General features: G+C 61.8%; 22 protein-coding genes and 1 riboswitch. Of the genes, 7 read left to right on the top strand and 15 right to left on the bottom strand.

Features of this window, described 5'->3' with window-relative positions:
• Positions 1-141 precede the first annotated feature (141 nt).
• Genes BDB13_RS10535 through BDB13_RS10525 form a run of 3 tightly spaced genes read left to right on the top strand, consistent with a single transcriptional unit; the run spans position 142 to position 4797 of the window.
• Entirely contained in the window at positions 142-1506 is a 1365-nt protein-coding gene (locus BDB13_RS10535; RefSeq protein WP_094271597.1) for a hypothetical protein, read from the top strand.
• Positions 1507-1559: 53 nt separating this feature from the next.
• The gene (locus BDB13_RS10530) at positions 1560-2495 is read left to right on the top strand and encodes a glutamate ABC transporter substrate-binding protein (protein WP_254923010.1); all 936 of its coding nucleotides are present in this window, start codon (positions 1560-1562) and stop codon (positions 2493-2495) included.
• A gap of 7 nt (positions 2496-2502) precedes the next feature.
• Positions 2503-4797: a serine/threonine-protein kinase gene (locus tag BDB13_RS10525; RefSeq protein ID WP_094271595.1), complete on the top strand. Its 2295-nt coding sequence runs from the start codon at positions 2503-2505 to the stop codon at positions 4795-4797.
• 4 nt (positions 4798-4801) lie between these two features.
• Here BDB13_RS10525 and BDB13_RS10520 read toward each other — a convergent pair whose 3' ends face one another.
• The 6 genes from BDB13_RS10520 to BDB13_RS10495 form a co-directional block, all read right to left on the bottom strand.
• On the bottom strand, positions 4802-5995 hold the full coding sequence (locus tag BDB13_RS10520) for an acetate/propionate family kinase (protein ID WP_094271594.1): 1194 nt from the start codon (positions 5993-5995) through the stop codon (positions 4802-4804).
• Positions 5992-8076, bottom strand: coding sequence for a phosphate acetyltransferase (gene pta / locus BDB13_RS10515; RefSeq protein ID WP_094271593.1), 2085 nt, complete (start codon positions 8074-8076; stop codon positions 5992-5994). The genes BDB13_RS10520 and pta overlap by 4 nt, the downstream gene beginning before the upstream one ends.
• A 117-nt stretch (positions 8077-8193) precedes the next feature.
• A complete protein-coding gene (gene fgd / locus BDB13_RS10510; protein ID WP_094271592.1) occupies positions 8194-9207 on the bottom strand; it encodes a glucose-6-phosphate dehydrogenase (coenzyme-F420) in 1014 nt (337 codons plus the stop codon).
• A gap of 115 nt (positions 9208-9322) precedes the next feature.
• Positions 9323-9670, bottom strand: coding sequence for a YidH family protein (locus BDB13_RS10505; protein ID WP_094271591.1), 348 nt, complete (start codon positions 9668-9670; stop codon positions 9323-9325).
• Positions 9667-10140, bottom strand: a complete 474-nt coding sequence (locus BDB13_RS10500; protein ID WP_094271590.1) for an RDD family protein — start codon at positions 10138-10140, stop codon at positions 9667-9669. Before BDB13_RS10500 ends, BDB13_RS10505 begins: the two co-directional genes overlap by 4 nt.
• Positions 10141-10854: a hypothetical protein gene (locus BDB13_RS10495; protein WP_094271589.1), complete on the bottom strand. Its 714-nt coding sequence runs from the start codon at positions 10852-10854 to the stop codon at positions 10141-10143.
• A gap of 114 nt (positions 10855-10968) precedes the next feature.
• On the opposite strand from BDB13_RS10495, the gene BDB13_RS10490 reads away from it, so the two are divergent.
• Positions 10969-11922 (top strand): alpha/beta hydrolase, encoded by a 954-nt coding sequence (locus BDB13_RS10490; RefSeq protein WP_094274824.1) that lies wholly within the window; start codon positions 10969-10971, stop codon positions 11920-11922.
• A 108-nt stretch (positions 11923-12030) separates the two neighbouring features.
• Here the strand turns inward: BDB13_RS10490 and BDB13_RS10485 are convergent, their stop codons facing one another.
• The 9 genes from BDB13_RS10485 to BDB13_RS10445 are packed head-to-tail and all read right to left on the bottom strand — an operon-like array spanning position 12031 to position 21055.
• On the bottom strand, positions 12031-13173 hold the full coding sequence (locus tag BDB13_RS10485) for an LLM class flavin-dependent oxidoreductase (RefSeq protein WP_094271588.1): 1143 nt from the start codon (positions 13171-13173) through the stop codon (positions 12031-12033).
• Entirely contained in the window at positions 13170-13994 is an 825-nt protein-coding gene (locus tag BDB13_RS10480) for a DUF1684 domain-containing protein (protein ID WP_094271587.1), read from the bottom strand. The genes BDB13_RS10485 and BDB13_RS10480 overlap by 4 nt, the downstream gene beginning before the upstream one ends.
• Positions 13991-15361 (bottom strand): NtaA/DmoA family FMN-dependent monooxygenase, encoded by a 1371-nt coding sequence (locus tag BDB13_RS10475; protein ID WP_094271586.1) that lies wholly within the window; start codon positions 15359-15361, stop codon positions 13991-13993. Before BDB13_RS10475 ends, BDB13_RS10480 begins: the two co-directional genes overlap by 4 nt.
• A gap of 19 nt (positions 15362-15380) precedes the next feature.
• Complete coding sequence (locus BDB13_RS10470) at positions 15381-16499, bottom strand: LLM class flavin-dependent oxidoreductase (protein ID WP_094271585.1); 1119 nt, start codon at positions 16497-16499, stop codon at positions 15381-15383.
• Positions 16500-16523: 24 nt separating this feature from the next.
• A complete protein-coding gene (locus BDB13_RS10465; protein WP_094271584.1) occupies positions 16524-17171 on the bottom strand; it encodes a GNAT family N-acetyltransferase in 648 nt (215 codons plus the stop codon).
• On the bottom strand, positions 17168-18283 hold the full coding sequence (locus tag BDB13_RS10460) for an FAD-dependent oxidoreductase (RefSeq protein ID WP_094271583.1): 1116 nt from the start codon (positions 18281-18283) through the stop codon (positions 17168-17170). Before BDB13_RS10460 ends, BDB13_RS10465 begins: the two co-directional genes overlap by 4 nt.
• A 9-nt stretch (positions 18284-18292) precedes the next feature.
• The gene (locus BDB13_RS10455; RefSeq protein WP_094271582.1) at positions 18293-19264 is read right to left on the bottom strand and encodes an ABC transporter substrate-binding protein; all 972 of its coding nucleotides are present in this window, start codon (positions 19262-19264) and stop codon (positions 18293-18295) included.
• Positions 19265-19298: 34 nt separating this feature from the next.
• The gene (locus BDB13_RS10450) at positions 19299-20084 is read right to left on the bottom strand and encodes an amino acid ABC transporter ATP-binding protein (protein ID WP_094271581.1); all 786 of its coding nucleotides are present in this window, start codon (positions 20082-20084) and stop codon (positions 19299-19301) included.
• Positions 20081-21055 carry an amino acid ABC transporter permease gene (locus tag BDB13_RS10445; protein ID WP_094271580.1) on the bottom strand — a complete coding sequence of 325 codons (975 nt, stop codon included), beginning with the start codon at positions 21053-21055 and terminating at the stop codon, positions 20081-20083. Before BDB13_RS10445 ends, BDB13_RS10450 begins: the two co-directional genes overlap by 4 nt.
• A 172-nt stretch (positions 21056-21227) precedes the next feature.
• Positions 21228-21322, bottom strand: a riboswitch (SAM riboswitch).
• 201 nt (positions 21323-21523) lie between these two features.
• On the opposite strand from BDB13_RS10445, the gene BDB13_RS10440 reads away from it, so the two are divergent.
• The 3 genes from BDB13_RS10440 (at position 21524) to BDB13_RS10430 (ending at position 25004) form a co-directional block, all read left to right on the top strand.
• The gene (locus BDB13_RS10440; RefSeq protein ID WP_094274823.1) at positions 21524-22291 is read left to right on the top strand and encodes a sulfite exporter TauE/SafE family protein; all 768 of its coding nucleotides are present in this window, start codon (positions 21524-21526) and stop codon (positions 22289-22291) included.
• Between the two features lie 37 nt (positions 22292-22328).
• Positions 22329-23147: an HAD-IIA family hydrolase gene (locus BDB13_RS10435; protein WP_094271579.1), complete on the top strand. Its 819-nt coding sequence runs from the start codon at positions 22329-22331 to the stop codon at positions 23145-23147.
• Between the two features lie 105 nt (positions 23148-23252).
• Positions 23253-25004 (top strand): alkaline phosphatase D family protein, encoded by a 1752-nt coding sequence (locus BDB13_RS10430; RefSeq protein WP_094271578.1) that lies wholly within the window; start codon positions 23253-23255, stop codon positions 25002-25004.
• Positions 25005-25058 lie beyond the last annotated feature (54 nt).

Here is a 25058-nt window from a genome sequence, read left to right as displayed (position 1 = left end):
CCTACCTACTCGGATAACTCTGCCTTCGACCCACACTAACCGGTTCAATCAGCCGCAGGTGTGGACCATACTTATATGCTCGCGAAGACGCCGAAATTGGCCGGTCCTTCACCAGTGAGCGCAGAGATAGAGAGGTGTTCGATGGTCAACCGAGTGACCCCGTCCCTCGAGCCTCGAACCACCGGCCCGACCCCCGACGTCGACGCGTCTGATCCCCGCACCTCACGACCGGTGTTGCGAACCGAACTTCGCGCGTTCATGGCGTCGACGCCCGGACGCCTCACATCGTTGGGTGTGGTCCTGATCCTCCTCACCTTGGCCGCGGGATTGCTGGCCGCCGCCACCGTCGGGAACCGCCAAACACACCTCGGCAACGTGCTGGAGGAAACCGAACCCCTCGCCAACTCGGCGCAGAACCTGTACAGCGCACTCTCGCTGGCCGACGCCGCAGCATCTACCGCCTTCATCTGGGGCGGGCTCGAGCCGTCGGCGGTCCGCAACCGGTATACCCAGTCGATCGGTGAAGCGTCAGCTGAGATCGTGACCGCATCGGCCGGACTCGACAGCGCGGACGAGGTCGGCCACAACACCCTCACCACCATCTCGGCCGATCTGAGCGTCTACACAGGGTTGGTGGAAACAGCCCGTACCAACAATCGGGTGGGCAATCCGGTGGGGGCCGCTTATCTCAGCGAAGCGTCACATCTGATGCAGACGTCGTTGCTTCCGATGGCTCAGCAACTGCACTCGGCCCAGGAATCACAGGTAACCGGGGTCCAGAACGACTTTGCGCGGCCACCCTGGTGGCCTGTCGCAGCATTTGCGCTCGTACTGTCCGCGTTGATCGCCACGCAGATTCGGCTTGCACAACACAGCCGACGACGGTTCAACCTCGGGTTGATCCTGGCCACGCTTTCCGTGGCTGCAGCCCTGCTCTGGATCCTGACCGTCGGTCTTATCTCGGCGTCGACCACGTCGCGGGCCCTCGATGCCGGCGCCGGACCGTTGCATGAATTGACCGGCGCGCGCATTATGGCGCAACAGGCTCGGACCGTCGAAACACTGAGTCTGGCTCGGCGCGATTCCACCGAAGCCGAAAGCGCCGCATTCATCGAGAAGGTGAACAACGTCGACACCATCCTCCAAGCCCTACAGCGCGACGAAAACGCCGGAGTCGACACCGACGTTCTCGCCCGAGCGCTCGATGCGCGCAATCAGTGGGTGGCAGCGCATCAGCGAATGACCGACAGTCTCGGAACCGGCGACTTCACCGGGGCCGCGAAGATCACGGTCGGTGACGGAGAACAAGATTCCGCCGCCGAATACGGAGTGCTCGACAACGCTCTCTGGCAGGCAATTGTCGATGCCCGCGAGAACCTCCGTGCCGACATCTCCCATGCTTCGCGCGTCCTCTCGGCCTCCGCTCCCGGTGTGACGGCGTTGGCTGTTGTCGCCATCGCCGGCATCTGTATCGGCTTCTGGCCCAGATTGCGGGAGTACCAGTGAACCGCCGTCGCCTGATTCATCGCCCCCTGGTCGGAGCATTGTGCGCCGTGGCAATTCTGCTCACCTCGTGCGGCGTCGACCACGCCCCGGACGTCACCGCGCAGCCGACAACCGCATACACGGAACCTCCACTGCCGGCCGACGTGACCATCGCGCCCAGTCCCACGCCCACAACCCCGTCCAACTGCGGGGACCCGACTGCCAGCCTTCGACCGGTACCCGCAAACGCCGTACCACGTCCGCCGACGCCCAACGTCGACGCGATCCGCGAACGCGGCCGCCTGATCGTCGGACTCGACACCGGCAGCAACCTCATGAGCTTCCGAGCTCCCTCAACGGGACAACTCGAAGGATTCGACGTCGATATCGCCCGTGAAGTGGCGCGCGACCTCTTCGGCGACCCTGACAAGATCGAGTACCGAATCCTGGCGGCCGACGAGCGGATTACGGCGCTACAGGAGTCCACCGTGGACATCGTCGTCAAAACCTTGACCATCAACTGTGAACGCCGCGAGAAAATCGAATTCTCGAGTCAGTACTTCGAGGCTCAGCAGCGGATCCAGGTTCTGAAAGGTTCTCCGATTCGCAACCTCGACGACCTCGACGGCAGACGAGTCTGTGCCGTCCGCGGAACCACGTCGCTGATGCGTCTGCAACAAGTGCAACCAGCCGCCATCGCCGTCACCGTCCCGATGTGGTCGGACTGCCTTGTCCTCCTGCAACAAGGTCAGGTGGACGCAATCAGCACCGACGACACGCTCCTTGCCGGGCTCGCCACTCAGGATCCGTACCTGGACGTGGTGGGAACACCGATGGGCAGTGAACCGTACGGAATCGGCATCCATCTCGGCAACACCGATCTGGTGCGTTTCGTGAACGGGACCCTCGATCGCATCCGCGCCGACGGCACGTGGAACTCGCTCTACGATCGCTGGCTCTCCACTCTCGGACCGACACCTGGTCCCCCACCCGCCGTGTATCGGGATTGAGGCGACGATGACGGACAAAGACGGACCGGAATACGAGTCGACACAAGCGGCTTCGCGCGTCGAACCCGAGTTCACCCAGGCCTCGGAACGCCTCGAGCAGACGTCCGCGCAGATTCGGGAATCCAACCCCTCCACAATTTCCACACCGACGGGTCGGTCCAACCGTTCCCGTCGTTCCCGTTCGACGCGCAAACTCCGTTTGGGCGGCGGACTGGTCGAGGTTCCGCCCGTTCCGCCGGTAGATCCGGCCTCGGCGGTCATGAGCGACCCGATGGTCCCCGAACGCAAACGGTTCTGTTGGAAATGCGGAGAACCTGTGGGCCGCAAAGCCGCTGGAACTGCCGCGCGGCAAAGCGGCGTCTGTCCCAAGTGTGGTTCGACCTTCGATTTTCGGCCGGTACTGGAAGTAGGCGACCTGGTTTCGGCCCAGTACGAAGTGCAGGGGCCGATAGCGTACGGCGGCCTCGGATGGATCTACCTTGCAATCGACCGCAATGTCAGTGATCGGTGGGTAGTTCTCAAAGGCCTCTTGCATTTCGGCGATTCCGAAGCACAAGCTGTTGCGGTGGCCGAACGGCAGTTTCTGGCCGAGGTAGGGCACCCGAGCATCGTCAAGATCTTCAACTTCGTCGAGCATCCGCGCCCCGACGGCACCCTCATGGGCTACATCGTCATGGAATACGTCGGTGGCCGATCATTGCGCGAGGTGCTGGCCGCCTTCCCGGATGCCAGTCACATGCCGATCGAGCAGGCAATCGGGTACGTACTGGAAATCCTTCCCGCCCTGAGCTATCTACATTCCATCGGATTGGCGTACAACGATCTCAAACCTGAAAACGTCATGGTCACCGAAGATCAGTTGAAGCTGATCGACCTGGGCGCAGTCTCGGGGATCGAAGATTACGGATTCCTTTACGGCACAGCCGGTTACCAGGCTCCCGAGATCATCGAAACCGGGCCGACCGTCGCATCCGACATCTTCACGGTGGGTCGCACCCTGGCCGTACTCACCCTCGACATGCCCTCCAAACACGGCCGCTACCTGGACGGTATCCCTGATCCCGCAGACGAACCCGCGCTCCGCGAATTCGAGTTTTTTCATCGCTTGCTTCTGCGCGCAACCGATCCCGATCCCAAAAAGCGTTTCCAGTCTGCGGAGGAGATCAGTGGCCAACTGATCGGCGTTCTCCGCGAAGTCCTCGCCCAGCAGAGCGGCCAGGAAAATCCGGGACTGTCGAATGTATTCAGCAGACAGAGAACATCTTTCGGCACCGACAACCTGGTGGCGCAAACGGACGTGTATGTCGACGGCGTGCCCCGCGAGAGCGGTCTTGATCCACTCGAAGTTGCGCACGCACTGCCCCTCCCGTTGGTCGACCCGGCTGATCCGAGCGCGCTCCTGCTTGCCGCCGCAGTGCACAGCGAGCCACTGCAAACTCTGGACGCCCTCCAGCGAGCCCGCGAAGGCGGAATCGATCGGGTTGTCGGAACCGCTGAAGTCGCGTTTTCCGGCGAATTCCGTTTGGCCGAGGCCAAGGCTCGTCTGGACTTGGGTGATCCCGTTTCTGCGCAGGCAATCTTGGACGACCTACACGCTGCGATCGGAGACCACTGGAAGATCGAGTGGTACCGCGGGCTTGCTGCGTTGCATCACAACGAGTTCGAGTCCGCCTTCAGTCAGTTCGAGTCGGTCCTGAACGCCCTCCCCGGCGAAATTGCACCCAAGCTCGCTCTAGCCGCAACAGCCGAATTGATACTGCAACAGTGGGATTCCGAAGACCCCGACCAATGGCGCCGCTATTCCGAAAAGTACTACCTCACAGTCTGGCGGACCGACCGCAACTACGTCAGCGCCGCATTCGGATTGGCACGCCAACTCGCCGACCGCGGCAACAAGGCCGATGCCATCGCCGCACTCGACGAAGTTCCCACCAGTTCACGTCACTACAACGTTGCCCGCATGTCCAGCGTGCTGACCATGCTCTCCTGCGTGCCCATCGCAGAACTCGACGAAGCAACCCTGCGCGAAGCTGCCCGACGCGTCCACGCCTTGCCCGCCGACGAGAGCCGGAGCCTTCAGTTGCGAACCCTGGTGCTGGGCACCGCACTAGATTGGATCAAAGCCGGCAACCGTTCGCGCGACCCGAACGAACCCATCCTCGACCTGCCGTTCACCCAGCGAGGACTGCGCACGGGCGCCGAAGCCTGCCTACGGGCGCTGGCTCGCACGACGACGTCGCGAACGCACCGGTACGCCCTGGTCGACCTCGCGAACAACTTCAGGCCGTACAGCACGTTCTAGGGAGCTATCCAAACACCAATGCTTGTGCTGCGCGCGCTATCGCCAACTCCTCGTTGGTGGGAACAACCAGTACCGCGGTGGCCGACGACGCCGCCGAGATCCGTCGCTCGTCGCGACTCTTCGTCGTATTGAGCGCGTCGTCGACCTCGATGCCCAGACGCCCGAGGCCCGCGAGGCTGTCACGCCGCACGCCGATGTTGTTCTCCCCGACCCCACCGGTGAAGGTGATGACGTCGACGCCGCCCAACGCGACGATGTAGGCGCCGATGTACTTTCGCAGCCTGTGCACGTAGACGTCGTAGGCCAGCTTCGCGTCCTGATCCCCGGCGTCCACCAACTCGAGAAGCGCCCGGAAGTCGTTGACTCCGGACAGCCCTTTGAGCCCGGAACGGCGATTGAGCAGGTCGTCGATCTGGTCGACCGTCATTCCGGAGTTTCGATTGAGATGCAGAATGATGCCGGGATCGATGTCACCGCTGCGGGTTCCCATGACCAGACCTTCGAGCGGTGTGAGGCCCATCGACGTGTCGATTGCCTTACCGCCCTTGATCGCCGAGGCCGAAGCACCGTTTCCGAGGTGGAGAACTATCTGGTTCAGTTCGGCCGGATCTTTGCCGAGGAATGCGGCAGCGCGTCCGGACACGTATTCGTGTGACGTGCCGTGAAATCCGTAACGCCGAATCTGGTTGGCTGTCGCGACATCCCGGTCGATCGCGTAAGTCGACGCGGCCGCCGGCAAGGTGTGGAAGAACGCGGTGTCGAAGACGGCGACGTGGGGAACGTCGGGCAGTTCTTCGCGAGCGACCTCGATGCCGATCACATTAGCCGGATTATGAAGCGGCGCAAGGGCGGACAGATCGGCAATTTCGGCGACGACGGCGTCGTCGATCAACGTCGGCGCCGAGAAGACATTTCCGCCGTGCACTACCCGGTGGCCGACGGCGATCACGCCGGCTTCCCGCAGTGGCCGCCCCACCTCCGCGACTATGTCGAGAACCAACTTCAGGCCGTCGCGGTGATCGGCAATGGGCAGGTTGCGATCCACTAACCCGGTGCTGTGGTTGTAGACGATATGCCCGTCCGGTTCACCGATACGTTCAATGAGCCCGTGCGCGACCAGTTCTGCTGTATCAGGATGTACCAGTTGAAATTTGATGGACGACGATCCGGAATTGATGACCAATACGGTGCCGCTCACGCCTGTGCTCCCTGTGCCTGAATAGCCGTGATGGCCACGGTGTTGACGATGTCCTGGACCAGCGCACCACGCGAAAGGTCGTTGACCGGCTTGTTCAAACCCTGCAGTACCGGGCCGACAGCCACGGCGCCGGCGCTACGCTGCACAGCCTTGTACGTGTTGTTGCCGGTATTGAGGTCGGGGAACACGAACACCGTCGCCTTGCCGGCGACCAGCGAATCCGGCAGTTTCTTGTCCGCCACACTCTGCTCGACAGCGGCGTCGTACTGAATCGGGCCTTCCACCAACAGATCCGGTCGACGCTCACGCACCAACGCGGTTGCCGCACGCACTTTGTCCACGTCTGCGCCGGACCCCGAGTCTCCGGTGGAGTACGACAACATCGCGATCAGTGGGTCGATCCCGAACTGACCGGCCGTCTGCGCGGACGAAATGGCGATGTCCGCCAACTGCTCCGCACTGGGGTCCGGGACCACAGCGCAGTCGCCGTAGGCCAGCACCCGGTCGGCCAGGCACATCAGAAAGATGCTGGACACCGTCGACACACCCGGTGCGGTCTTGATGATCTCGAACGACGGCCGGATCGTATGCGCGGTGGTGTGCGCCGCACCCGAGACCATACCGTCGGCAATTCCCAAGTGCACCATCATGGTTCCGAAATACGAGATGTCTGCGATCACTTCGCGGGCACGTTCGATCGTCATGCCCTTGTGCGCACGAATCGCGGTGTACTCCTGCGCAAATCGCTCCGTGTACTCGGACTGCGCGGGCGCCAGGATCCGGGCATCGCTGATATCGACGCCCAATTCCGCGGCACGGCGCCGAATGCTCGCCTCGTCTCCGAGAATTGTCAGATCCGCGACCTGACGCTGCAGCACTCGGCCGGCAGCGCGCAGGATGCGGTCGTCTTCGCCTTCGGGAAGAACGATGTGTTTACGGTCTGCTCGTGCGCGGTCGATCAACTTGTACTCGAACATCTGCGGTGTCATCACCGACGGAATCGGCAGTGCCATGCGATCGAGAAGAGCCTCGGCATCAACGTGCTGCTCCATCAAACTCAGCGCGGTATCGACCTTGCGCTGTGAGCCGACTGCGACGCGTCCACGCGTTTGCGCTGCGGCACTGGCAGTGTCGAAGGTGCCGAGTGTCGTCGTCAGGATGGGGAGGCGTTGCTTGAGCCCCGCCATCAGTGCGGCGATCGCGGGATGCGGAGTGATCCCGCCGTTCATGATGATCCCGGCCAACGACGGAAAACCTTCTGCTTCATGCGCATTCATCAACGCCAGCAGAACGTCCGAGCGATCACCCGGAGCGATCACGACCATGCCCTCGGTCAGTCGCTCGAGAATATGTTCGGCGGTCATTCCGCCCACCATCACCTTCAACGCTTCACGATGCAGCAATTCGGCGTCACCCGAATAGAATTCGCCTCCCGTTGCTTCCATCAACTCGGCCATGGTCGGCGAAACGAGGAGTGGGATCTCGGGCAGGCTCCACGTCGGAACCCCCAGCCCGGACAAAGCTTCGGTGACCTCGTCGAGCTTGTCGGGATCACAACGGTTCGCCACCACCGCCAAAAGGTGTGCATGGTTGGCCGACAGTTCCCCGGCACACAACTGAGCAAGCTGCGCCAGTTCCTGGACACTGCGACGTGCCCCGCGGACGGCCAGCAATACCGGGGAGCCCAGGTTGGCTGCGATCCGGGCGTTGAAGCTCAATTCACTCGGACTTGCCACGTCCGTGTAGTCACTGCCGACGATCACGACGGCATCGCAGTTCGCGGCCACGTTGTGATACTTCGCAACAATATCCGCCAGAGCCGCTTCGGGATCCGCATGCACCTGCTCGTACGTGACGCCGAGTGCGTCGTCGTAGGAGAGATCAGCCGTCGAACGTTCGAGCAGCAGTTCGAGGATGTAGTCGGGTGTCTCGGTGGACCGGGCGATGGGGCGGAAGACACCGACACGGGCGACGCTCGCACACAGCATCCGCATCACGCCCAATGCGATGGTGGACTTCCCGGTATCACCTTCGGGGGAAGCGATGTAGACACTCGACACGGCTGCGGGCGCTGACGACATGCCCAACAGCCTAGTGGGGGCGCCTCGTCCGATCCGTCAGGGACAGATGCAGGACCGACGGGAAAAGACGAACGGCGCCTGCCACGCGTTCAGTGGCAGACGCCGTTACGGGGCAATTTAACCCAGCGCGCGCAACCGCGGAGCCAGGTCACGCTCGAACAGATCGAGGAACTGTCGCTGATCGTGGCCCGGCGCATGGAACACCAGGTGATTCAATCCCGCGTCGACGTACGCCTTGACCTGCTCGACGGCGTCATCGGGATCGGATGCGACGATCCAGCGCTTCGCGACCTGCTCGATGGGCAACGCGTCGGCTGCAGCTTCCATCTCGATGGGGTCTTCGATGCTGTGCTTCTGCTCCGGTGTGAGTGAAAGCGGCGCCCAGAAACGCGTGTTCTCGAGAGCTGCTTCGGGATCGGTGTCGTAACTGATCTTGATCTCGATCATCTTGTCGATCTCGGCGACATCGCGCTCTGCCTTGGCGGCGCCCTCGGCAACTGCCGGCAGCAACTTCTCGGTGTAGAGATCCATGCCCTTGCCGGAGGTGCAGATGAAGCCGTCACCGGCGCGGCCGGCGTAACGAGCGACAACCGGCCCACCCGCTGCGATGTACACGGGGATACCGCCCTCGGGAACGTCGTAGATCGACGCGCCACGCGTGGTGAAGTACTCGCCCTCGAAATCGACGCGATCGCCGAGCCACAGCTCGCGCATCAGCCGAACCGACTCCCGCAGACGCGCAAAGCGTTCCTTGAACTCCGGCCATTCGCCCTGGAAGCCCGTCGCGATCTCGTTGAGCGCCTCACCGCTGCCGACGCCGAGCATGATGCGTCCCGGGTAGAGGCAGCCCATAGTTGCGAACGCCTGCGCGATAACCGCCGGGTTGTACCGGAATGTCGGTGTCATCACGGAGGTTCCGATCTGCACGCGCTCGGTACGCTCGCCCACCGCCGTCATCCACGCCAGTGAGAACGGTGCGTGGCCACCGTTGTGGCGCCACGGCTGGAAATGGTCACTGACCGCAACCGAATCCATGCCGTGCTGTTCTGCGAGAACCGCCAGCTCCACCAGTTCACGAGGCCCGAACTGTTCTGCCGAAGCCTTGTATCCGAGCTTGAGTTCCTGCGCCACTATCTGCTCCTCATCGTCTTTACATCAGTTGTTACCGGGTCGAGTCCCCTGCCTGCGCACGCGCAGGTCCTTCTTTGCAGACTATCCAGCCCCGCCGCGGACTTCTACGCGAACCTCACCGCCCGAGGCTCGTGACAATAGTCGCCACACCGGCGGCGACGGCCACCCCGGCCAGTACCAGGGCAAACAGCCACAGCGCGTGGGGTTCCGGCATCGGAGCTCCGTCTTCGAGAGCCTTCTTCACCTGCAACCACCGACGCATACCCACCAACGCCGACGCGGCCGCCATCGTGATCAAAATCAGCCCGAGGGTGGTGCGTACCCAACCCGTACTCCACTCCGGGACCAACTGAACTACCGCGATCCCACCGGCCAACAGTGCCAACGAACTTCGCATCCACGCCAGGAACGTGCGCTCACTGGCAAGTGTGAATCGTTCGTCGGGGCGATTGGGCTCGGTCACGATTCCTCGACTCCGTGGGTGACGACAATGTCAGGATCCTGACTCCAGTCGTACACCACTGCCGTCCGAAGCACTATGTCCTGCAACGACCGTCGACGCTTGTCTACCGCCGCCCACAAAAGCCCGAAGGCGAACAGAGTGCACAGAACTGCGCGAATCAAAGCCAGCGGCCACCGAATCAGACGATGGCGGGACTTGACGACGCGTAATCCCATCACCAATGCGCCGACTGTCCGCCCGGTGGTGGCCCAGCACACCGTCAGGTAGCCGATCGATACCACAAGAAAAGCTGTGGTGGACAAGAAGATTCCCGGCTGGGTGAAAGTGAAGGTCTGCGGCGAGAACAGTAGCCTTACAAACGCAACCCCGGCATAACCTGAACCCATCAGAGCCAGTACGACGCCCAGGTCGATCGCTCCGGCGATGCCACGGGTAACAATTCCGGCGGGACCGGAGTTCTGACTCGCCACCTACTTCCCGCCTTCTTCGGTTGTGGAGTTCTCGTCGGCTTGGGCGTTGTCTCGGTCGGTGTCTCGCCCGAACAACCGGCCGACAAAACCGGCGACAGCGTCGTCGGCCTGCATGCCTTGAACCCGCGCTCCCCGAACAGCTTCGGTGGACAGCGAACCGGTGGATTCGCGAATGATCTGCGGCAAGTCCACATCTTCGATGATCTCGTCGGCAAGCTTCACCAGATCGATGCGACTGATCTGCCGTTCCAGATCCACCGAATCCACGATGCCGTCGAGGTCGAGACGTTTGATCACAGCTTCGATGTCCAGGCGTCCGGCAATGTCGTCCACGTCGATGCGGTCGATGATCGGTTCCAGAGAAACTCGTTCGGCAATCTTGTCGACGTCGATGGTTTCGGCAATCGTGTCGAGGTCGACGTTGTCGATGACGATCTTGGTGATGTCGACTTCGGCCAAGGCTGCTGCCACCACTGCCTTGATCACCGCGCGCAGCGCGGTGTCCGCAAACTCGGCGGTCGACGCAATCGCATCGCTACCCAGTGCGCTCACCGACGCGAGCGCGTGATCCAACGGTTCACCGATGATCGGGAGCCGCGTCACCGATCCCAACGCGGCACCCGCAGTTCTGCGTGCCATGCCCAGCGTGACCGATGCCAGACCGAAGCCCAGACGGACCAGATCGGTCTCGGGTCGATCCGACAGCCCACTCATCAGTCCGCCTCCATCACTCACCAAACCACGTATCGGACATTCACCGCTCTGATTCGCATTGTGCCACTGTTGGTATACACAATTCACCGAGACGAGTACCTGCTGCAGGGAGATATGCCAGTGAGAAGACGTGGGAAGCAATTCGGTATCCATCTGACGATGGCAGCGGTCATGGTTGCGGGATTCCTCAGTCTGACCGCGCCGGCAGCATCTGCGCAGTCCACAGTCAGTCGGTTCGACGTCTATTCGCCGTCGATGGACCGCTGGATCAGCAACGACGTCATCTCCCCGGCCGGCGGCGGACCCGCTCCGACCTTCTACCTGTTGACCGGAGTCGGCGGCGGCGAAGACGGAATCTCGTGGTTCAACAACACCGGTGTCCGCGACTTCTTCGACGACAAACACGTCAACGTGGTGATGCCGGTCGGCGGCAAGTTCAGCATGTACACCGATTGGAATGCCGACGACCCTGCACTGGGCCGCAACAAATGGCAGACATATCTAACGAAGGAACTACCGGCCGCAGTGAACTCTCGGTACAACACCACCGGCGTGAATGCGCTCGGTGGGGTATCGATGGCGGGCGGGCCGGTATTGGATCTTGCCATCCAAGCACCAGGGGTCTATCGCGCTGTCGGTTCATACAGTGGCTGTGCCCGAACATTCGACTTCATGGGGCAGACCGCAGTGCGATCCATGGTCGAGGTTCTCGGCCGCGGAAATGTCACCAATATGTGGGGTCCGCCAGGAAGTCCGCAGTGGGCGGCTCACGATCCGATAATCAACGCCGAAAAACTGCGCGGCACACAACTGTTCATCGCCACGGGCAACGGGATCCCCGGGCCGGTTGACGGAATCAATTCACTTGTCGGCGCGCTGGGAGCCATTCCGGGAAGTGCACTCGAATCCATCACGCAGATGTGTACCGCCGGATTGCAAGGGCGGTTCAATGAGCTCGGCATCCCGGCGACGTTCAACTTCCGCCCCGAAGGCACCCACACCTGGGGGCTCTTCGAAGCAGACATGCGCGCGTCCTGGCCGATGATCGCCGGCGCTATCGGTGCGTGATCACGGCCAAGGCTAGTGGGAAGCAGGCACCGCTTCTGCATAGTGAGCACCCCTTTCAGCGTGCAGAAAGGGGTGCTCACTTCACATAGGGGGTGCTCACTCGACCGATCATGCGGCCAGCAATGCCGTCAGCCCCCACTCCCGGGCCAGCAACTCGTACGAGCGCACACGATCTTCGTGCCGATGGGTCACACCGGAGATCACCAATTCGTCAGCACCGGTCAGTTTCTGCAGACTGTCGAGCCGATCCGCAACAGTGCTGGGAGAGCCGACGAACTGGGTGATCAGCCGATCCTCGACTACCGCATGCTGCTGCGGAGTCAACGGCAACGCCGTCGCGGGGTCCGGATACGGGATCGCCCCGTGTCCACTGCGAATGCTGTGCGCCCAGTGCCCGAAGGTGGACGCCAATTCCCGCGCAGTGGCGTCGTCCTCCGCCGCAACTACGTCAGCCGAGACCACCACATAGGGTTTCGACAACGTCGACGACGGACGGAACGCGCTGCGGTATGCCTCCACCGCCTCGACGGTGCTGGACGGGGCGACGTGGTAGTTCGCGCCGAAGGGCAGGCCGAGCCGCCCGGCAAGTTCCGCGCTGGGCCCGGCGCTGCTTCCGAATACCCACAACTCGAGGTCCGCTCCTTCGCCCGGGCTCGCATGCAGTTCGACGCCGTCACGACTGCGGTAGGTTCCGTTGAGCAGCGACAGGATGTCATCGACTTGCTCGTCGAAATCGGGAACCTGAGCACCCGAAAAGGCAAGAGCTTCGAACGACGCCCGAAGAAGCGGTGATGCCAGCAGCCCCGTCGGATCAAAGGGCGCCGGGATGACGACGCCCTCACGCACCACCGTATCCCGACGCACTCTTTCCGATGTGAACTTCTCGGATGCAACAGCTTTCAGCGCCTCGACGCGACGCTGCCCCGAGCGGCCGATTCCCAAATCGATACGTCCGGGGTACAACGCTTCCACGGTCCCGAATGCCTCTACTACCTCGGCAGCGGTGTTGTTGCCCAGCAGCACCGCAGCCGATCCGACACGAATTGTGTTGGTAGCAGCCGCGATAAGCCCCACCAGAACAGCCGGCGACGAACTTGCCACACCGGCAAAGTGATGCTCGGCCACCCAATACCGTCGGTAACCCGAGGCTTCGGCAGAGCGGGCAAGGTCCAACGAATTCCGCAGCGCTTGACGGGCTGTGCCGCCCTCACTGATCGGTGCCAGATCCAGAATTGACAGTGGAGTGGTCATATCAGTGCCCTTCCTGTGGGGCCTTCCGGGGTTTTCTCACCGGAATCAACCGCGAACGGCAGACGATTCTCGGCCGGCGCTACGGGGCAGGTTGCGTAGTCGGTGAAGGCGCACGGCAGATTCGACGCCCGGTTGAAATCGAGAACCACGCCGCCTCCCGGTGTCGGTGTGCTGACGTGCAACGAGCGAACGGCCGGGTAGGTGGAAACACCACTCGTCGCATCCGTGAACAAGACGTGAAAACCCTCGTCTCGACCCGCAAAGGCGATCAGTTCGTACGCTGTGCCGTCGTGCTCGAAGCTGATTTTCCCCCGAGCGTCGTGGTGATGCTCGAGTCCGGGCACCACGGCCCCTGTCGTCACTGTTCGAACCTGCGGGAAGGCTGTGAACACGCCCTCGACGACCCACTCCGGTCGCGGGGTGAACGTCGGGATGCCGCTGAACTGCGCCAAGGCCGGCGCCGACGAATCATGAATCCGCAGAGCAACATTGCCGGTACGACGAATCACCTCGATGAGTCGAGGTCCGTGCTTCACGATAATTCCCGGCGCACCTTCGACTGGTGTGATGGTCGCGGAACCATCCACCGCGGCCCCGTCGACCGAAAGGTCATCCGACAGTTCGGCAGTGATGACCACGATGTCCGGGTCTGCTCGCCACGCCCCCGGTAGGTCCGGAAACGTCGAATAGGCGTCGACCAGCCAGTGCAGTGCAGTCAGACTCAGCCAGCCCAGCGGTTCACGGAATGTGTTATCGCGCAGTGCATGCCATGTATTCCAGTCGTCGACAAACGTGTCGGCGGAAATATCGGTTTCGGTCATGATGCGCGGACTCCTTCAGCCTGCTCGTGGGGATGGCGCAAACCCAGGTGGCTGCGCAGTGTGGTTCCGGCGTATTCGGTGCGGAAACTGCCGCGGTCCTGCAGTTCCGGCACCACGGTGTCGATGAACTCGTCGAGGCCAGCCGGCGTGAGGTGAGGAACGAGGATGAAGCCGTCACTGGCATCGCTCTGAACGTAGCTGTCGATCTCAGCTGCCACCTCCGCAGCGCTACCCACAAACTGTTGGCGGGCAGTCACTTCGATGATGAGTTCGCGGATGCTCAGGTTCTCCGCCTCCGATTTTGCGCGCCACTGATCCGCCACAGCACGGGGATCCTTGACATGGCGGACGCGTCCACGCGTGATGTTGACGTCGTCCGTCGGATCTTCCTTCGGAAGCGGACCGTCGGCGTCGTACTGCGAAAGGTCTCTGCCCCACACCTGTTCGAGGAAGGCGATGGCGGTCTGGGGGCCGACCTGCTGCCTCCGGATCTGATACGCCTTCTCCTGTGCGTCGGCAGCGTTGTCACCGAGGACGAAGGTGGCGGCGGGGAGAATTTTGAGGTCGGCGTGCGTTCGTCCGTACTTGGCGAGACGCCCCTTCACGTCTGCGTAGAAGGCTTTGCCGGCGTCGAGGGTTCCGTGACCGGTGAAGATGGCGTCGGCCTTGGCGGCACCGAACTCTCGACCTTCGTCGGAATCGCCTGCTTGCAACAAAACTGGATGCCCTTGCGGACTGCGCGGCAGTTCGAAACGCCCCGAGATGTCGAACTGTTCTCCGGTATGCGAGAACTGGCCGACCTGCTGATCTGTTGCGAAAATCCCGCGTTCACGATCGACCAGTGGTCGATCGGTGCTCCAACTGTCCCACAGGGTCCGTACCGCATCTACCAATTCATTGGCACGGGCATAACGCTGGGAGTGCTCCAGATACCCACCGCGACGGAAGTTCTCTCCGGTGAAGGCGTCGGAGGACGTGACCAGGTTCCAGGCAGCGCGACCGTCGGAGAGATGATCGAGGCTGGAGAACTGTTTGGCCAGCTCGTAGGGTTCATTGAAGGTGGTGTTGATCGTTCCGGCCACACCGAGGTGTGTGGTCACGCCCGCTACTGCGTTGAGGATGCTGAAGGTGTCGGGCCGCCCGACAACATCGAGGTCGTGAACCTTGCCTTGATGTTCGCGAAGCCGCAATCCTTCTGCAAGAAAGAAGAAGTCGAACAATCCGCGCTCAGCGCTGCGCGCAAGGTGCTCGAACGAGCTGAAATCGATTTGACTCTTCGAAGCCGGGTCGGTCCACACCGTGGTGTTGTTCACTCCGGGAAAGTGCGCGCCCAGGTGAACTTGCTTGCGAATCCTGTTCTGCGTCATCAATTTTCCTTAATATTTGTTACGCAAACTGATTGACGGGAAGTTCGAATCCCAGCCGCTCGCGTAGGGTCGGGCCGGTTCTCGGTCGCAGATTCAGTTCTGGCAGCACGTCGGCGGCGATCTTTTCCACTCCGGATGCCAAGGCCAGCGGTCGCAGGACCACACCGTCGAGACCAGAATTTCCACGAATCTCGCGAAGCAGAGCGATGAGCCCGGCGGAATCACCGCGGTAGAACAGAGATTTCGGTACATAGGGCGCGGCGGCCCATTCTTCGAGTTCGGCCAACGCGTCGTCCGCCGCTCCCCGATCGGCCCCGAGCAGGACGTCGACGTCAAGCAGAACTCGCACGCACCGGTCGATCTTCGCAGCGTGGTCGTGGACCAGCCGAGCGGTAGCACTGGCCTCGTTGACGTCGGAGGCAGAGATTCGGATGAGATCGCCGCGCTGTACGGCCAACTCGCGTGCCTCGAGGCGGCTCGCATCCACGGTGATCAGCGGCTGTCCCTGCGGCGAACGCGGGGTAATGGACGGCCCCTTGACCGAGAAGTTCTTTCCTTCGAAGTCGATGTAGTGGAGCTTGTCCCGATCGATGAATCGGCCGGTCGCGGCGTCACGGATCTCGGCATCGTCCTCCCAGCTGTCCCACAGCCGGCTGACCACCTCGATGGCTTCTGACGCTTCCTCCCACAAAGATTCGTTGCTCTGCAGAGTCTTCCGGCCGAACAGGGACACCTCCACGTCGGTATCCGACACCTCGACCTGCCACCCGGCCCTACCGGAGGAAGAGAAGTCGATGCTCGCGATTGCCTTGGAGATGTGGAACGGTTCGGTGTGTGTGACAGTTGCGGTGGGAATCAATCCGATCCGCGATGTCACTGCGCTCAGCCGAGCAGCGGTCGCGACCGCTTCGAGCCGTCCACGCGTCGCCTGCCGGCCCTCTGCCTGCAGGGCAAACGAATCCGGAAAAAAGGCGAGGTCTACTCCGCCGCGATCAGCGGCCGTCACAAGGTCCACCCAGTACGACGCTGTGAAGAGTTCTTCGGCCCGCGAATCCTCGCGGCGCCAAGAATGGGGATGCACTCCGGTGCCCTCGAATTCGAGGCCGACCAGAAATGCTTCGGAATTACGCTCGGACATGTTCAGCCTTTCGTGTTGAGTGACTCACCCGATTACTCGCAAGCTTGCTGCGACTTCGTGGAGCCAGGCGTCTCGATCCCTCGAGACGGTCTTGGGCAGGGCTGCCGGCACCCTTCTGTCATAGTCGTGCCGGATCCGCAGTTCCTTCTCGAACGGGTGAATACCCACTTCGAGGGGTGACAGCGTCGCGTCATACAACGGTGTGTATCCGCAAGACAGATACAGCGCCACCGCTTCGGGTTGCCGTGGACCCGTCGTCAGGTACACCTTGCGGTAGCCACGACGCGCGATCTCCAGTTCCAGTTCTCGGACGACAATCTTTCCGAGGCCTCGCCTCCGGTGGTCCGACGACGTCCAGATCCTCTTCAATTCCGCAGTAACGGAATCGAATTGACGAAATGCTCCACCGGCAATCGGCTGACCATCGTGAACCAGAACCAGCAGCGCTCCGCACGGCGTCGCAAATTCTTCCGCCGGGTACGTTGTCAGATCCTCGAACACGGCTTCACGAGTTCCGCCGTATCTCGAACTGTATTCGTCGGCAAGTTCCGCGATGAGCGGCGCGGCCAACGGATCCGTTTGTGACACCGAACGAACCTCGACACCGCCGATTCCCGCGAGTTCCAGAGTCACGGCGTTTCCTCCATTTCTCGAATCAAGTCTTTCGGTCATTTTCCTCGCTCGCCCAGTCGAAACAGGTCCGGAGGCAATGTATTTCCGTCTACCAGATCCGATACGAGTTCGCCCAGCGCCGGCCCGAATTTGAATCCGTGGCCCGAGAAGCCTGCGGCGACGGTGACGGCGCCGACGCGGTCGATGACGAAATTACTGTCCGGAGTGCTGGTGTACAGGCAGGTGACCGATTCCACCGATGCCGAATCCACACCGGGCAACCATGATTCGGCGTACTCCACCAGCCGATGCTGACCGGCAGCATCAGCGATGTAGTCTCGCGTTTCCGGAGTCACGACCGGGCCGGTCGCATGCTCGCCGATCTTGATGCCATCATCGGATCCGAGTCCGTAGATCCCGGCAGTGGTCAACTCAGCCCCGGCGTGATGAACGAAGCTGGGCCAATGAACACCCGGATCAAGAGGAGCAAAATGTGCCGGCTGTTCCTGCGTCGTAACCAATGTCGGCAACTCGATCGCAGAACGGAATCCGCTCCGATCGATCAACTCTCCAGTCCACGCGCCGGCTGCAATCACGACATGCCGAGCCCGTAGCGCCTCGCCGTCAGTGATGACGTCGACACCGTACGACGCTTCCACGACCGACAGCACGCGCGTGTTGTGGCGAACCTCGGCTCCCGCGAATGCCGCTCCCGCCTTCAGCGCGGTCACCGCCCGGTCGGCGTGCAATCGTCCCGCATCGGGGTGATGCAGCACGGTGGTGTCGAATCGCAGTCCCGGCCAACGAGCGGATGCCTCGGCCGGAGTCAGGATCTCACCCTTGATTCCGGCCTCCACCAGAATGCGCGCCTTACTCAGAACCGCTTCGGGTAATCCATGGTCGACGGCCCCGGTCAACTCGAGGAAACCGATATCGGTTGTGGTCTCCAGTTCCCGCCACAGCGGCAAAGCCGCAGCAGCCAAGCCGGTGTACAGGTGATTGTCGTAGGCCTGCCGGTAGATGCGTGAGGTGCCGTGCGATGCACCATGTTTGTGCTTCGGACCGTACTGCTCGAGCTGAACGACGCTTCGGTCTCGCTTGGCGAGTTGCCAGGCGGCGGAGGACCCGACGAGCCCTCCACCGATGACAATCACATCGACGATGTCACTCATTGTCTCGGCTCACTTGGTCTTCGGGAGACCGGGCGGATTGATCAGCGAGGTGTCCACAGCTTCGCTGGTGATATTCCAGCGTTCGAGGATCTGCTGGTACGTGCCGTTTTCGATCGTGAGGTTGATGGCGTCGTTGATTGCCTTGATCAGTCCGGTGTCCTTCTTCACCAACACTGCAATCTGACCTTGCAGAGTGTCACCGGCGCCGGAGAACTCCCCCACCACCTCGGTTTCACCCGACTGCTTGGCATGGAACTGTGAAGACGGGTTCGGACCGAAGTACGCGTCAATACGACCGGACTGCAAAGGCAGGTAGTAGTCAGTGGTGTTCTGGTAGTAGGAAATGTCGGTGGGCGCCAAGCCGGCCGCGACGTTCTGCTCACTCCATTTGACCAGCAGCGCTTCCTGATTGGTTCCGGATCCGACGGCTATCTTGAGTCCCGCGACGTCCTGGGGGTCCTTGATGGAGATTCCCGATCCCTTCTTCGCTTCGAAGGCCAAAGTGTCGAGGCGATAGGTCGCGAAGTCATACTTTTCCTTACGTTCTTCTGTGACAGTCACATTGGACAGGAATGCGTCCGCCTCACCGGAATCGATGCGAACAAAATTCTGCGCCCAGTCGGCTGTCTGCAGGTCTACCTTCAACCCGAGAACGTCACCGATCAGGTAGGCGAAGTCGGTTTCGGATCCGATCAATGTCTTGTCGTCGTCGGCGTAGAACCTCAGAGGCGGAGCAGATCCGGCACTACCGGTGACACGCAGAGTGCCACGGTCGCGAATAGCTTGGGGCACCTCGGCTGCGATCACGTCCACTCGATCGGCGGTAATGCGATTCTGATCCACAGTGAGGTTGTAACCCGCAGCAGCAGTGGTGTTTCCGCCATCAGGTTCGGCATCGGCACTGCTGCACGCAGCACTCAGGAGTCCGACAACTGCAAGACCCGAGATAAGAAAGGTAGCGCGACGGGATGAGGAGAACATCAAGAATTCCTTTCGGGAAACGACTATGAGCGCGTCAGAGGACGCGAGAGAGAAAAGCTTTGGTGCGTTCGTGGACCGGATTGTCGATAACCTGTGATGGAGGACCCTGCTCGACGATCACCCCGCCGTCCATGAACACGGCGGTATCGGCGACTTCGCGGGCAAACCCGACCTCGTGGGTGACGATGACCAGAGTGGCTCCGTCACGGGCCAATTGGGCCAGTACCTCGAGAACTTCGCCGACCAGTTCGGGGTCGAGCGCCGACGTCGGTTCGTCGAAGAGAATCACTGCGGGCCGCAGTGCCAAGGCTCGGGCGATAGCAACACGCTGCTGCTGGCCACCGGAAAGCTGCCGCGGATATTGGTCGGCCTTGTCGGCTACGCCCACCCTTTCGAGCAAAGCCCTCGCTTCTCGGTATACCTCGTCACGGTCGCGCTTCTGCGCCGACAGTGGTGCTTCCACGACGTTCTCGAGTGCGGTCAGATGTGGGAACAAGTTGAAGTTCTGGAACACGAACCCGATGCGCGAGCGCTGCTTCAGAATCTCGCGGTCGCGGAGTTCGTGGAGCCGATTTCCCTTGCGCCGGTATCCGATCAGTTCTCCGTCGATGCGCACGGTGCCACGATCGACCTTCTCGAGATGATTGAGAGTGCGCAGCAGTGTGGACTTGCCGGAACCGGACGGCCCGAGGATGACCGTCACCTCGCCCTTGCGGACCAGGAGGTCAACTCCGGCAAGCACTTCCAAGGCGCCGAATGACTTATGGATCCCACGCGCTTCAACGGCATACGCCGCATTGTCGATCAGTTCTGCAGTCATCGCGTAGCACCTCTCGGAATGTCGAGACGCGCATCGCGAATCTCTTCGAACTTGTTGCGCACCTTCTGCAAAGGGGTCAACGGGAGAGCACGTGCCGACCCACGGGCGTAGTGCCTCTCGACGTAGTACTGGCCGATGGACAGCAGTGTGGTGAGAATGATGTACCAGATGGTTGCGACCATCAGCAGTGGAACCACTCGGCCGTTGCGCCCGAAGATGACCTGCACCTGATAGAACAGCTCGGCGATCGCCATGGTCGAGACGATGGACGTGCCCTTGAAAAGTCCGATCACTTCATTGGCAGCGTTGGGAAGTATCGCCCGCATCGCCTGCGGCAGAATGATTTTGAAGAACTGTCGACTGCGAGGTATACCGAGAGAATGGGCCGCTTCGATCTGTCCGTGATCTACCGAGATGATGCCGGATCGGATGATCTCCGCCGAGTACGCAGCCTGGTGTAGTGCCAAACCTATTACTGCTGCAGTGAATCCACCGATTACACCACTGACCTGGAACGTGAAGAACTCCGGGCCGAACGGTATTCCGAGAGAAAGCGTCTGGTAGAGGTACGTGATGTTGAACCAGAAGAGCAACTGCACGATCAGCGGAATCGAGCGGAACGCCCAGATGTAGGTCCAGGCGATCACCTGCAGTACAGGATTCTTCGACAGTCGGCCGAGCGCCAGGAAGACACCGAGGCCGAACCCGAGGAACGTTCCCCACAACGTCAGCTTGATCGTCATCCACAGCGCAGCCAGCACCGATTTCGCGGTGAAGTACTGGGCGAATGTCGGCCAGTCCCAGCCCGGATTGACAACAAGTCCGTGAATGAACTGGGCAAGAAGAACGAGCACGATCGCGCTGATCACCCACCGAAACGGATGCCAGGTTCGAGCGACTACAAGCTCCGAATCCGGGAGTTTCTGTTCGGCTACCGACTCGTCGGGACGGACATCAGTGGGTGCGCTCACTGCGCGCTACCTGGCGGTATGGACATCACAAATAGGCCTTTCGGGAAGGGGGAACGCAACTGCGCGGGGGCGGAAGGTGATCGAGAGTCAGAGACAGTGGCACGAAGCCGTGCGGCACAGGTCGATATGACGCCGACTGTGTGGCGCGTGCGAAGTGGAACCCATGTGATGCCTTCCATCGGTCCTGGCGGTAGCACCCGCTCCCGAAGGTTCGGTGGGTTGCTGCGACGTCGACGAGCCAGGTCTCTCGGTCGCTCTGGATGGTGAGCAAAGACTAGACGCAGAATTCGCCGTCGTCAAATGTTGTATTTCCCTGCGTTGCAAGGGAAATGCAATCGGCCGGGGGTTGAATTCGCACTGATTTCAACACTGTCCGAAGATCAAAACACGGTGTTGACTGGAAGAGCCGAAACTGCGGTACCGAGCCACCGAGCGGTCCCCGATCAGCCCTGCCGTACCGTCTGCAACGTGAGTGGACTCGACGCATTTATCATCCTGCTGGCCGGCGTAGGTGCGGGCGCAATCAACGCCGTCGTGGGAAGCGGAACCCTGATTACCTTCCCGACGCTCGTTGCATTCGGCATGCCTCCGGTAACCGCGACGATGTCCAATGCCGTCGGACTGGTTGCCGGCGGGGTGTCGGGAACCTGGGGATATCGACGCGAACTGTCGGGGCAATGGGATCGACTGCGCTGGCAGATTCCGGCGTCATTTGCGGGCGCTGTTCTGGGATCCTGGCTGCTACTGCATCTCCCCGAGAAACTGTTCGAAACAATCGTTCCGATTTTGCTGATCCTCGCTCTGGCACTGGTTGTTCTGCAGCCACGTATCCAGGCCTGGGCGAAGAAGCGCTCCACTGCCGAAATGGAACTCTCGCCCACACGGCTGATGCTTCTGACCGGCGGAACGTTTGCGGTCGGCATCTACGGCGGGTATTTCACCGCCGCGCAAGGCATTCTTCTGATAGGCGTGATGGGTGCCATCCTGCCCGAAACCTTGCAGCGAATGAACGGCGCCAAAAACCTACTCGCACTGATCGTCAATATCGTCGCAGCCGTCATGTACACGACCCTACGATTCGATCAAATCAACTGGGCTGCTGCGGGATTGATTGCCGTGGGGTCACTCGCCGGAGGAGTGCTCGGAGCCCGCTACGGTCGCCGACTCTCACCGACCGCGTTGCGCGGCACTATCGTCGTCGTCGGCTTGATCGGTCTGTGGCGTTTGCTCGCTTAACTGCCCACTTCAGTCGCCGTTCCCACATACTGGAGATATGACCAAGACCGCGGATCAAACCCAGTGGACCTACCTGATGGACATGGACGGAGTTCTTGTCCACGAAGAGCACTTGGTGCCCGGTGCGGACGTCTTCCTCGCGGAGTTGGCATCAAACGAGATTCCGTACATGGTGCTCACCAACAATTCCATCAGGACACCGCGAGACCTGCGCGCCCGCTTGCTCAATTCCGGCCTCGACATCCCCGAGAAATCGATCTGGACATCTGCACTTGCGACGGCCACATTCCTCGGCAACCAGCGACCTCACGGCAGTGCGTATGTCGTCGGCGAATCCGGTTTGACGACAGCCCTCCACGACATCGGATATGTCCTGACCGACAGCGATCCCGATTACGTCGTGTTGGGTGAGACGCGCACCTATTCGTTCGAGGCGATCACGACGGCCATCAGGCTCGTCGAGCGAGGTTCACGATTTATCGCCACCAATCCGGACGCCACCGGACCCTCACGCGACGGTTCCCTCCCGGCCACAGGTTCCGTCGCGGCCCTCATCACCAAGGCCACGGGGCGCGAACCGTACTACGTCGGTAAGCCGAACGCCCTCATGATGCGGTCGGCGCTGCGGGCGATCGGGGCTCATTCCGCCAATACCTTGATGATCGGTGATCGGATGGACACCGACATCGTGTGCGGTCTGGAAGCCGGACTGCAGACGATTCTTGTGATGACCGGAATTTCCACACGGGCTTCCGTGGAACTTTTCCCGTACCGGCCCACCATCGTGCTGGAATCTGTGGCCGACCTCGTCGGGACTACGACGGATCCGTTCCGTGAGGCCGCGAACAATTCCTGATCCTGGGGATCATTGCCACCTCGGCTAGATGAACATTTGTCCAACAAATCGGATTTCAGCGTCTAGGGTCTTGAGTGTCAATCCCCTACGCATCCGAGGTGGCTCGTGTCAGTTCGTCCCCGCAATGTCTCCCGTCGCGCCGTCCTGACCGGCCTGGCCGCACTCGGTGGCGCCAGCTTGCTGCCCGCCACGGCGGGCGCGTCCCCCCTTCTGCGCCAGGCGCCGGACACTGTGGCGGGGTTGATCCGCAACCCTGAATTCGGCAACGGCGTCATGGCCGGCGTGCCCCGTACCGACGGCGCGACGCTGTGGACACGGGTCGGCGGTGCATCCGGCACCGGCAGCGCGGGAAGCAGTTCCGGCAGCTTGGGCAGCAGCACGGGCAGCCTGGGCAGCAGTTCCGGCAGCTTGGGGAGCTTAGGCAGCAGCACCGGCAGCTTGGGCAGTGCCGGGAGCAGCAGCGCAGCCGGCGGCGAACTGGCATTGATCGTGTCCACGCGTGAGGACCTGTCCAGCCCGGTACTCGCCGAGCGCGTGCAGGTTCGCGAAGATGCCGACGGCACAGTGCATTTCGACGCCAACGGGCTGACCCCGGGCGAGACCTACTACTACCAGTTCCGCGGCGACGGAAACGAGTCGCCGGTCGGTCGCTTCCGGACGCTGCGGCCCGCCGATTCCAACGAGCCGGTCCGCATCGGCTGGTTCACCTGTCAGGGCTATGAGACGGGCTACTACAGTGCGCATCGGCACCTCGCCGCGGAGGATCTCGACTTCGTCGTGTGCCTCGGCGACTACGTATACGAGTTCACCGGGGCGGGTGTTCGGGGCCTTGACACCAACCCGTTCCCGCAGAACCTCGAGGGCATGCGCGAGAAGTACCGCATGTACCGCACGGACGCGGACCTGCAGCTGATGCACAGCCAGCACGCCTTCATCCCGATCTGGGACGACCACGAGTTCCGAAACAACTACAGCCAGGACGGCTGGACCTTCCCGGTGATCGCGCCGATCGATACCGCGCTCGGATTCCAGCAGAAGAAGCAGTGGGCGTGGCAGTCGTGGTTCGAGCACATGCCGGTGCCGCGCTTCTCCGACGACCCACTGCGGACGTACCGCTCGCTGCGGGTAGGCAAGACAGTGGAACTGTTTGCCCCGGACAGCCGGCAGTACCGCGACGTGCAACCGGGCGGCGACGTCGACCACACCGTTTGCGCAGACGCCGACGCTCCGGGCCGGACCATGTTGGGTGCGACGCAGAAGAGTTGGCTGCTGGGCGGCCTGACCCAGTCCGACGCGCAGTGGAAGGTCATTGCGAACGCCAGCATGATGATGGGCATGGTGACCCAGGACGACGGCGCCCGCGGTTACTACGACACTTGGGACGGGTACGGCGCCGAGCGAACCGAGATCCTGTCCACCGCGGCCCAGTCGGTCGAGAACCTGGTCCTGGTCACCGGCGACGACCACGACGGGTGGGCCGGCGAGCTCTGGGACACCGGGTTCGCGCCGGGCACGCTCAGCGGTGAGCAGGGAAACACGCCGGGAACCCAGCGTGCAGGCGTCGAGTTCGTCGTTCCGTCAGTCACTTCCCCGAATACCGGGGACGGCGGCGCGACCGGCAGTAGCAGCGGCGGCAACATCCCGGGTGCACGCGCCGAGGAGATCAGCCGGCGGGCCAAGAACCCGCACGTCAAGCATGTCGACATGGTCAGCCACGGCTACGGCGTCCTCTCGTGCGACCAGAACGAGGCGCGCATGCAGTTCCGCTCCGTCGACAAATCAGACCCTAATGCGGGCGTGACGACGACGAAAACCGTCCGGACGCCGAGTGGGCAGTCGGTAATCGAAGCCGTGTGATCCGTGAAAGAACTCCGCCCGCCCGAGAAAACTTCTCGGGCGGGCGGAGTTGTA

The sequence above is a fragment of the Rhodococcus sp. OK302 genome (assembly GCF_002245895.1).
Taxonomy (GTDB): Bacteria; Actinomycetota; Actinomycetes; order Mycobacteriales; family Mycobacteriaceae; genus Rhodococcus_F.
The sequence above is the reverse complement of the archived record's forward strand: the minus strand, read 5'-3'. Positions and strand labels throughout refer to the sequence as shown.

Bases quoted from the DNA above. Each gene is read 5' to 3' on its own strand.
- BDB13_RS10535 (WP_094271597.1), top strand. From the start codon at position 142: ATGGTCAACCGAGTGACCCCGTCCCTCGAGCCTCGAACCACCGGCCCG.
- BDB13_RS10525 (WP_094271595.1), top strand. From the start codon at position 2,503: ATGACGGACAAAGACGGACCGGAATACGAGTCGACACAAGCGGCTTCG.
- pta (WP_094271593.1), bottom strand. From the start codon at position 8,076: ATGTCGTCAGCGCCCGCAGCCGTGTCGAGTGTCTACATCGCTTCCCCC.
- BDB13_RS10495 (WP_094271589.1), bottom strand. From the start codon at position 10,854: ATGAGTGGGCTGTCGGATCGACCCGAGACCGATCTGGTCCGTCTGGGC.
- BDB13_RS10490 (WP_094274824.1), top strand. From the start codon at position 10,969: ATGCCAGTGAGAAGACGTGGGAAGCAATTCGGTATCCATCTGACGATG.
- BDB13_RS10485 (WP_094271588.1), bottom strand. From the start codon at position 13,173: ATGACCACTCCACTGTCAATTCTGGATCTGGCACCGATCAGTGAGGGC.
- BDB13_RS10480 (WP_094271587.1), bottom strand. From the start codon at position 13,994: ATGACCGAAACCGATATTTCCGCCGACACGTTTGTCGACGACTGGAAT.
- BDB13_RS10475 (WP_094271586.1), bottom strand. From the start codon at position 15,361: ATGACGCAGAACAGGATTCGCAAGCAAGTTCACCTGGGCGCGCACTTT.
- BDB13_RS10470 (WP_094271585.1), bottom strand. From the start codon at position 16,499: ATGTCCGAGCGTAATTCCGAAGCATTTCTGGTCGGCCTCGAATTCGAG.
- BDB13_RS10465 (WP_094271584.1), bottom strand. From the start codon at position 17,171: ATGACCGAAAGACTTGATTCGAGAAATGGAGGAAACGCCGTGACTCTG.
- BDB13_RS10460 (WP_094271583.1), bottom strand. From the start codon at position 18,283: ATGAGTGACATCGTCGATGTGATTGTCATCGGTGGAGGGCTCGTCGGG.
- BDB13_RS10455 (WP_094271582.1), bottom strand. From the start codon at position 19,264: ATGTTCTCCTCATCCCGTCGCGCTACCTTTCTTATCTCGGGTCTTGCA.
- BDB13_RS10450 (WP_094271581.1), bottom strand. From the start codon at position 20,084: ATGACTGCAGAACTGATCGACAATGCGGCGTATGCCGTTGAAGCGCGT.
- BDB13_RS10435 (WP_094271579.1), top strand. From the start codon at position 22,329: ATGACCAAGACCGCGGATCAAACCCAGTGGACCTACCTGATGGACATG.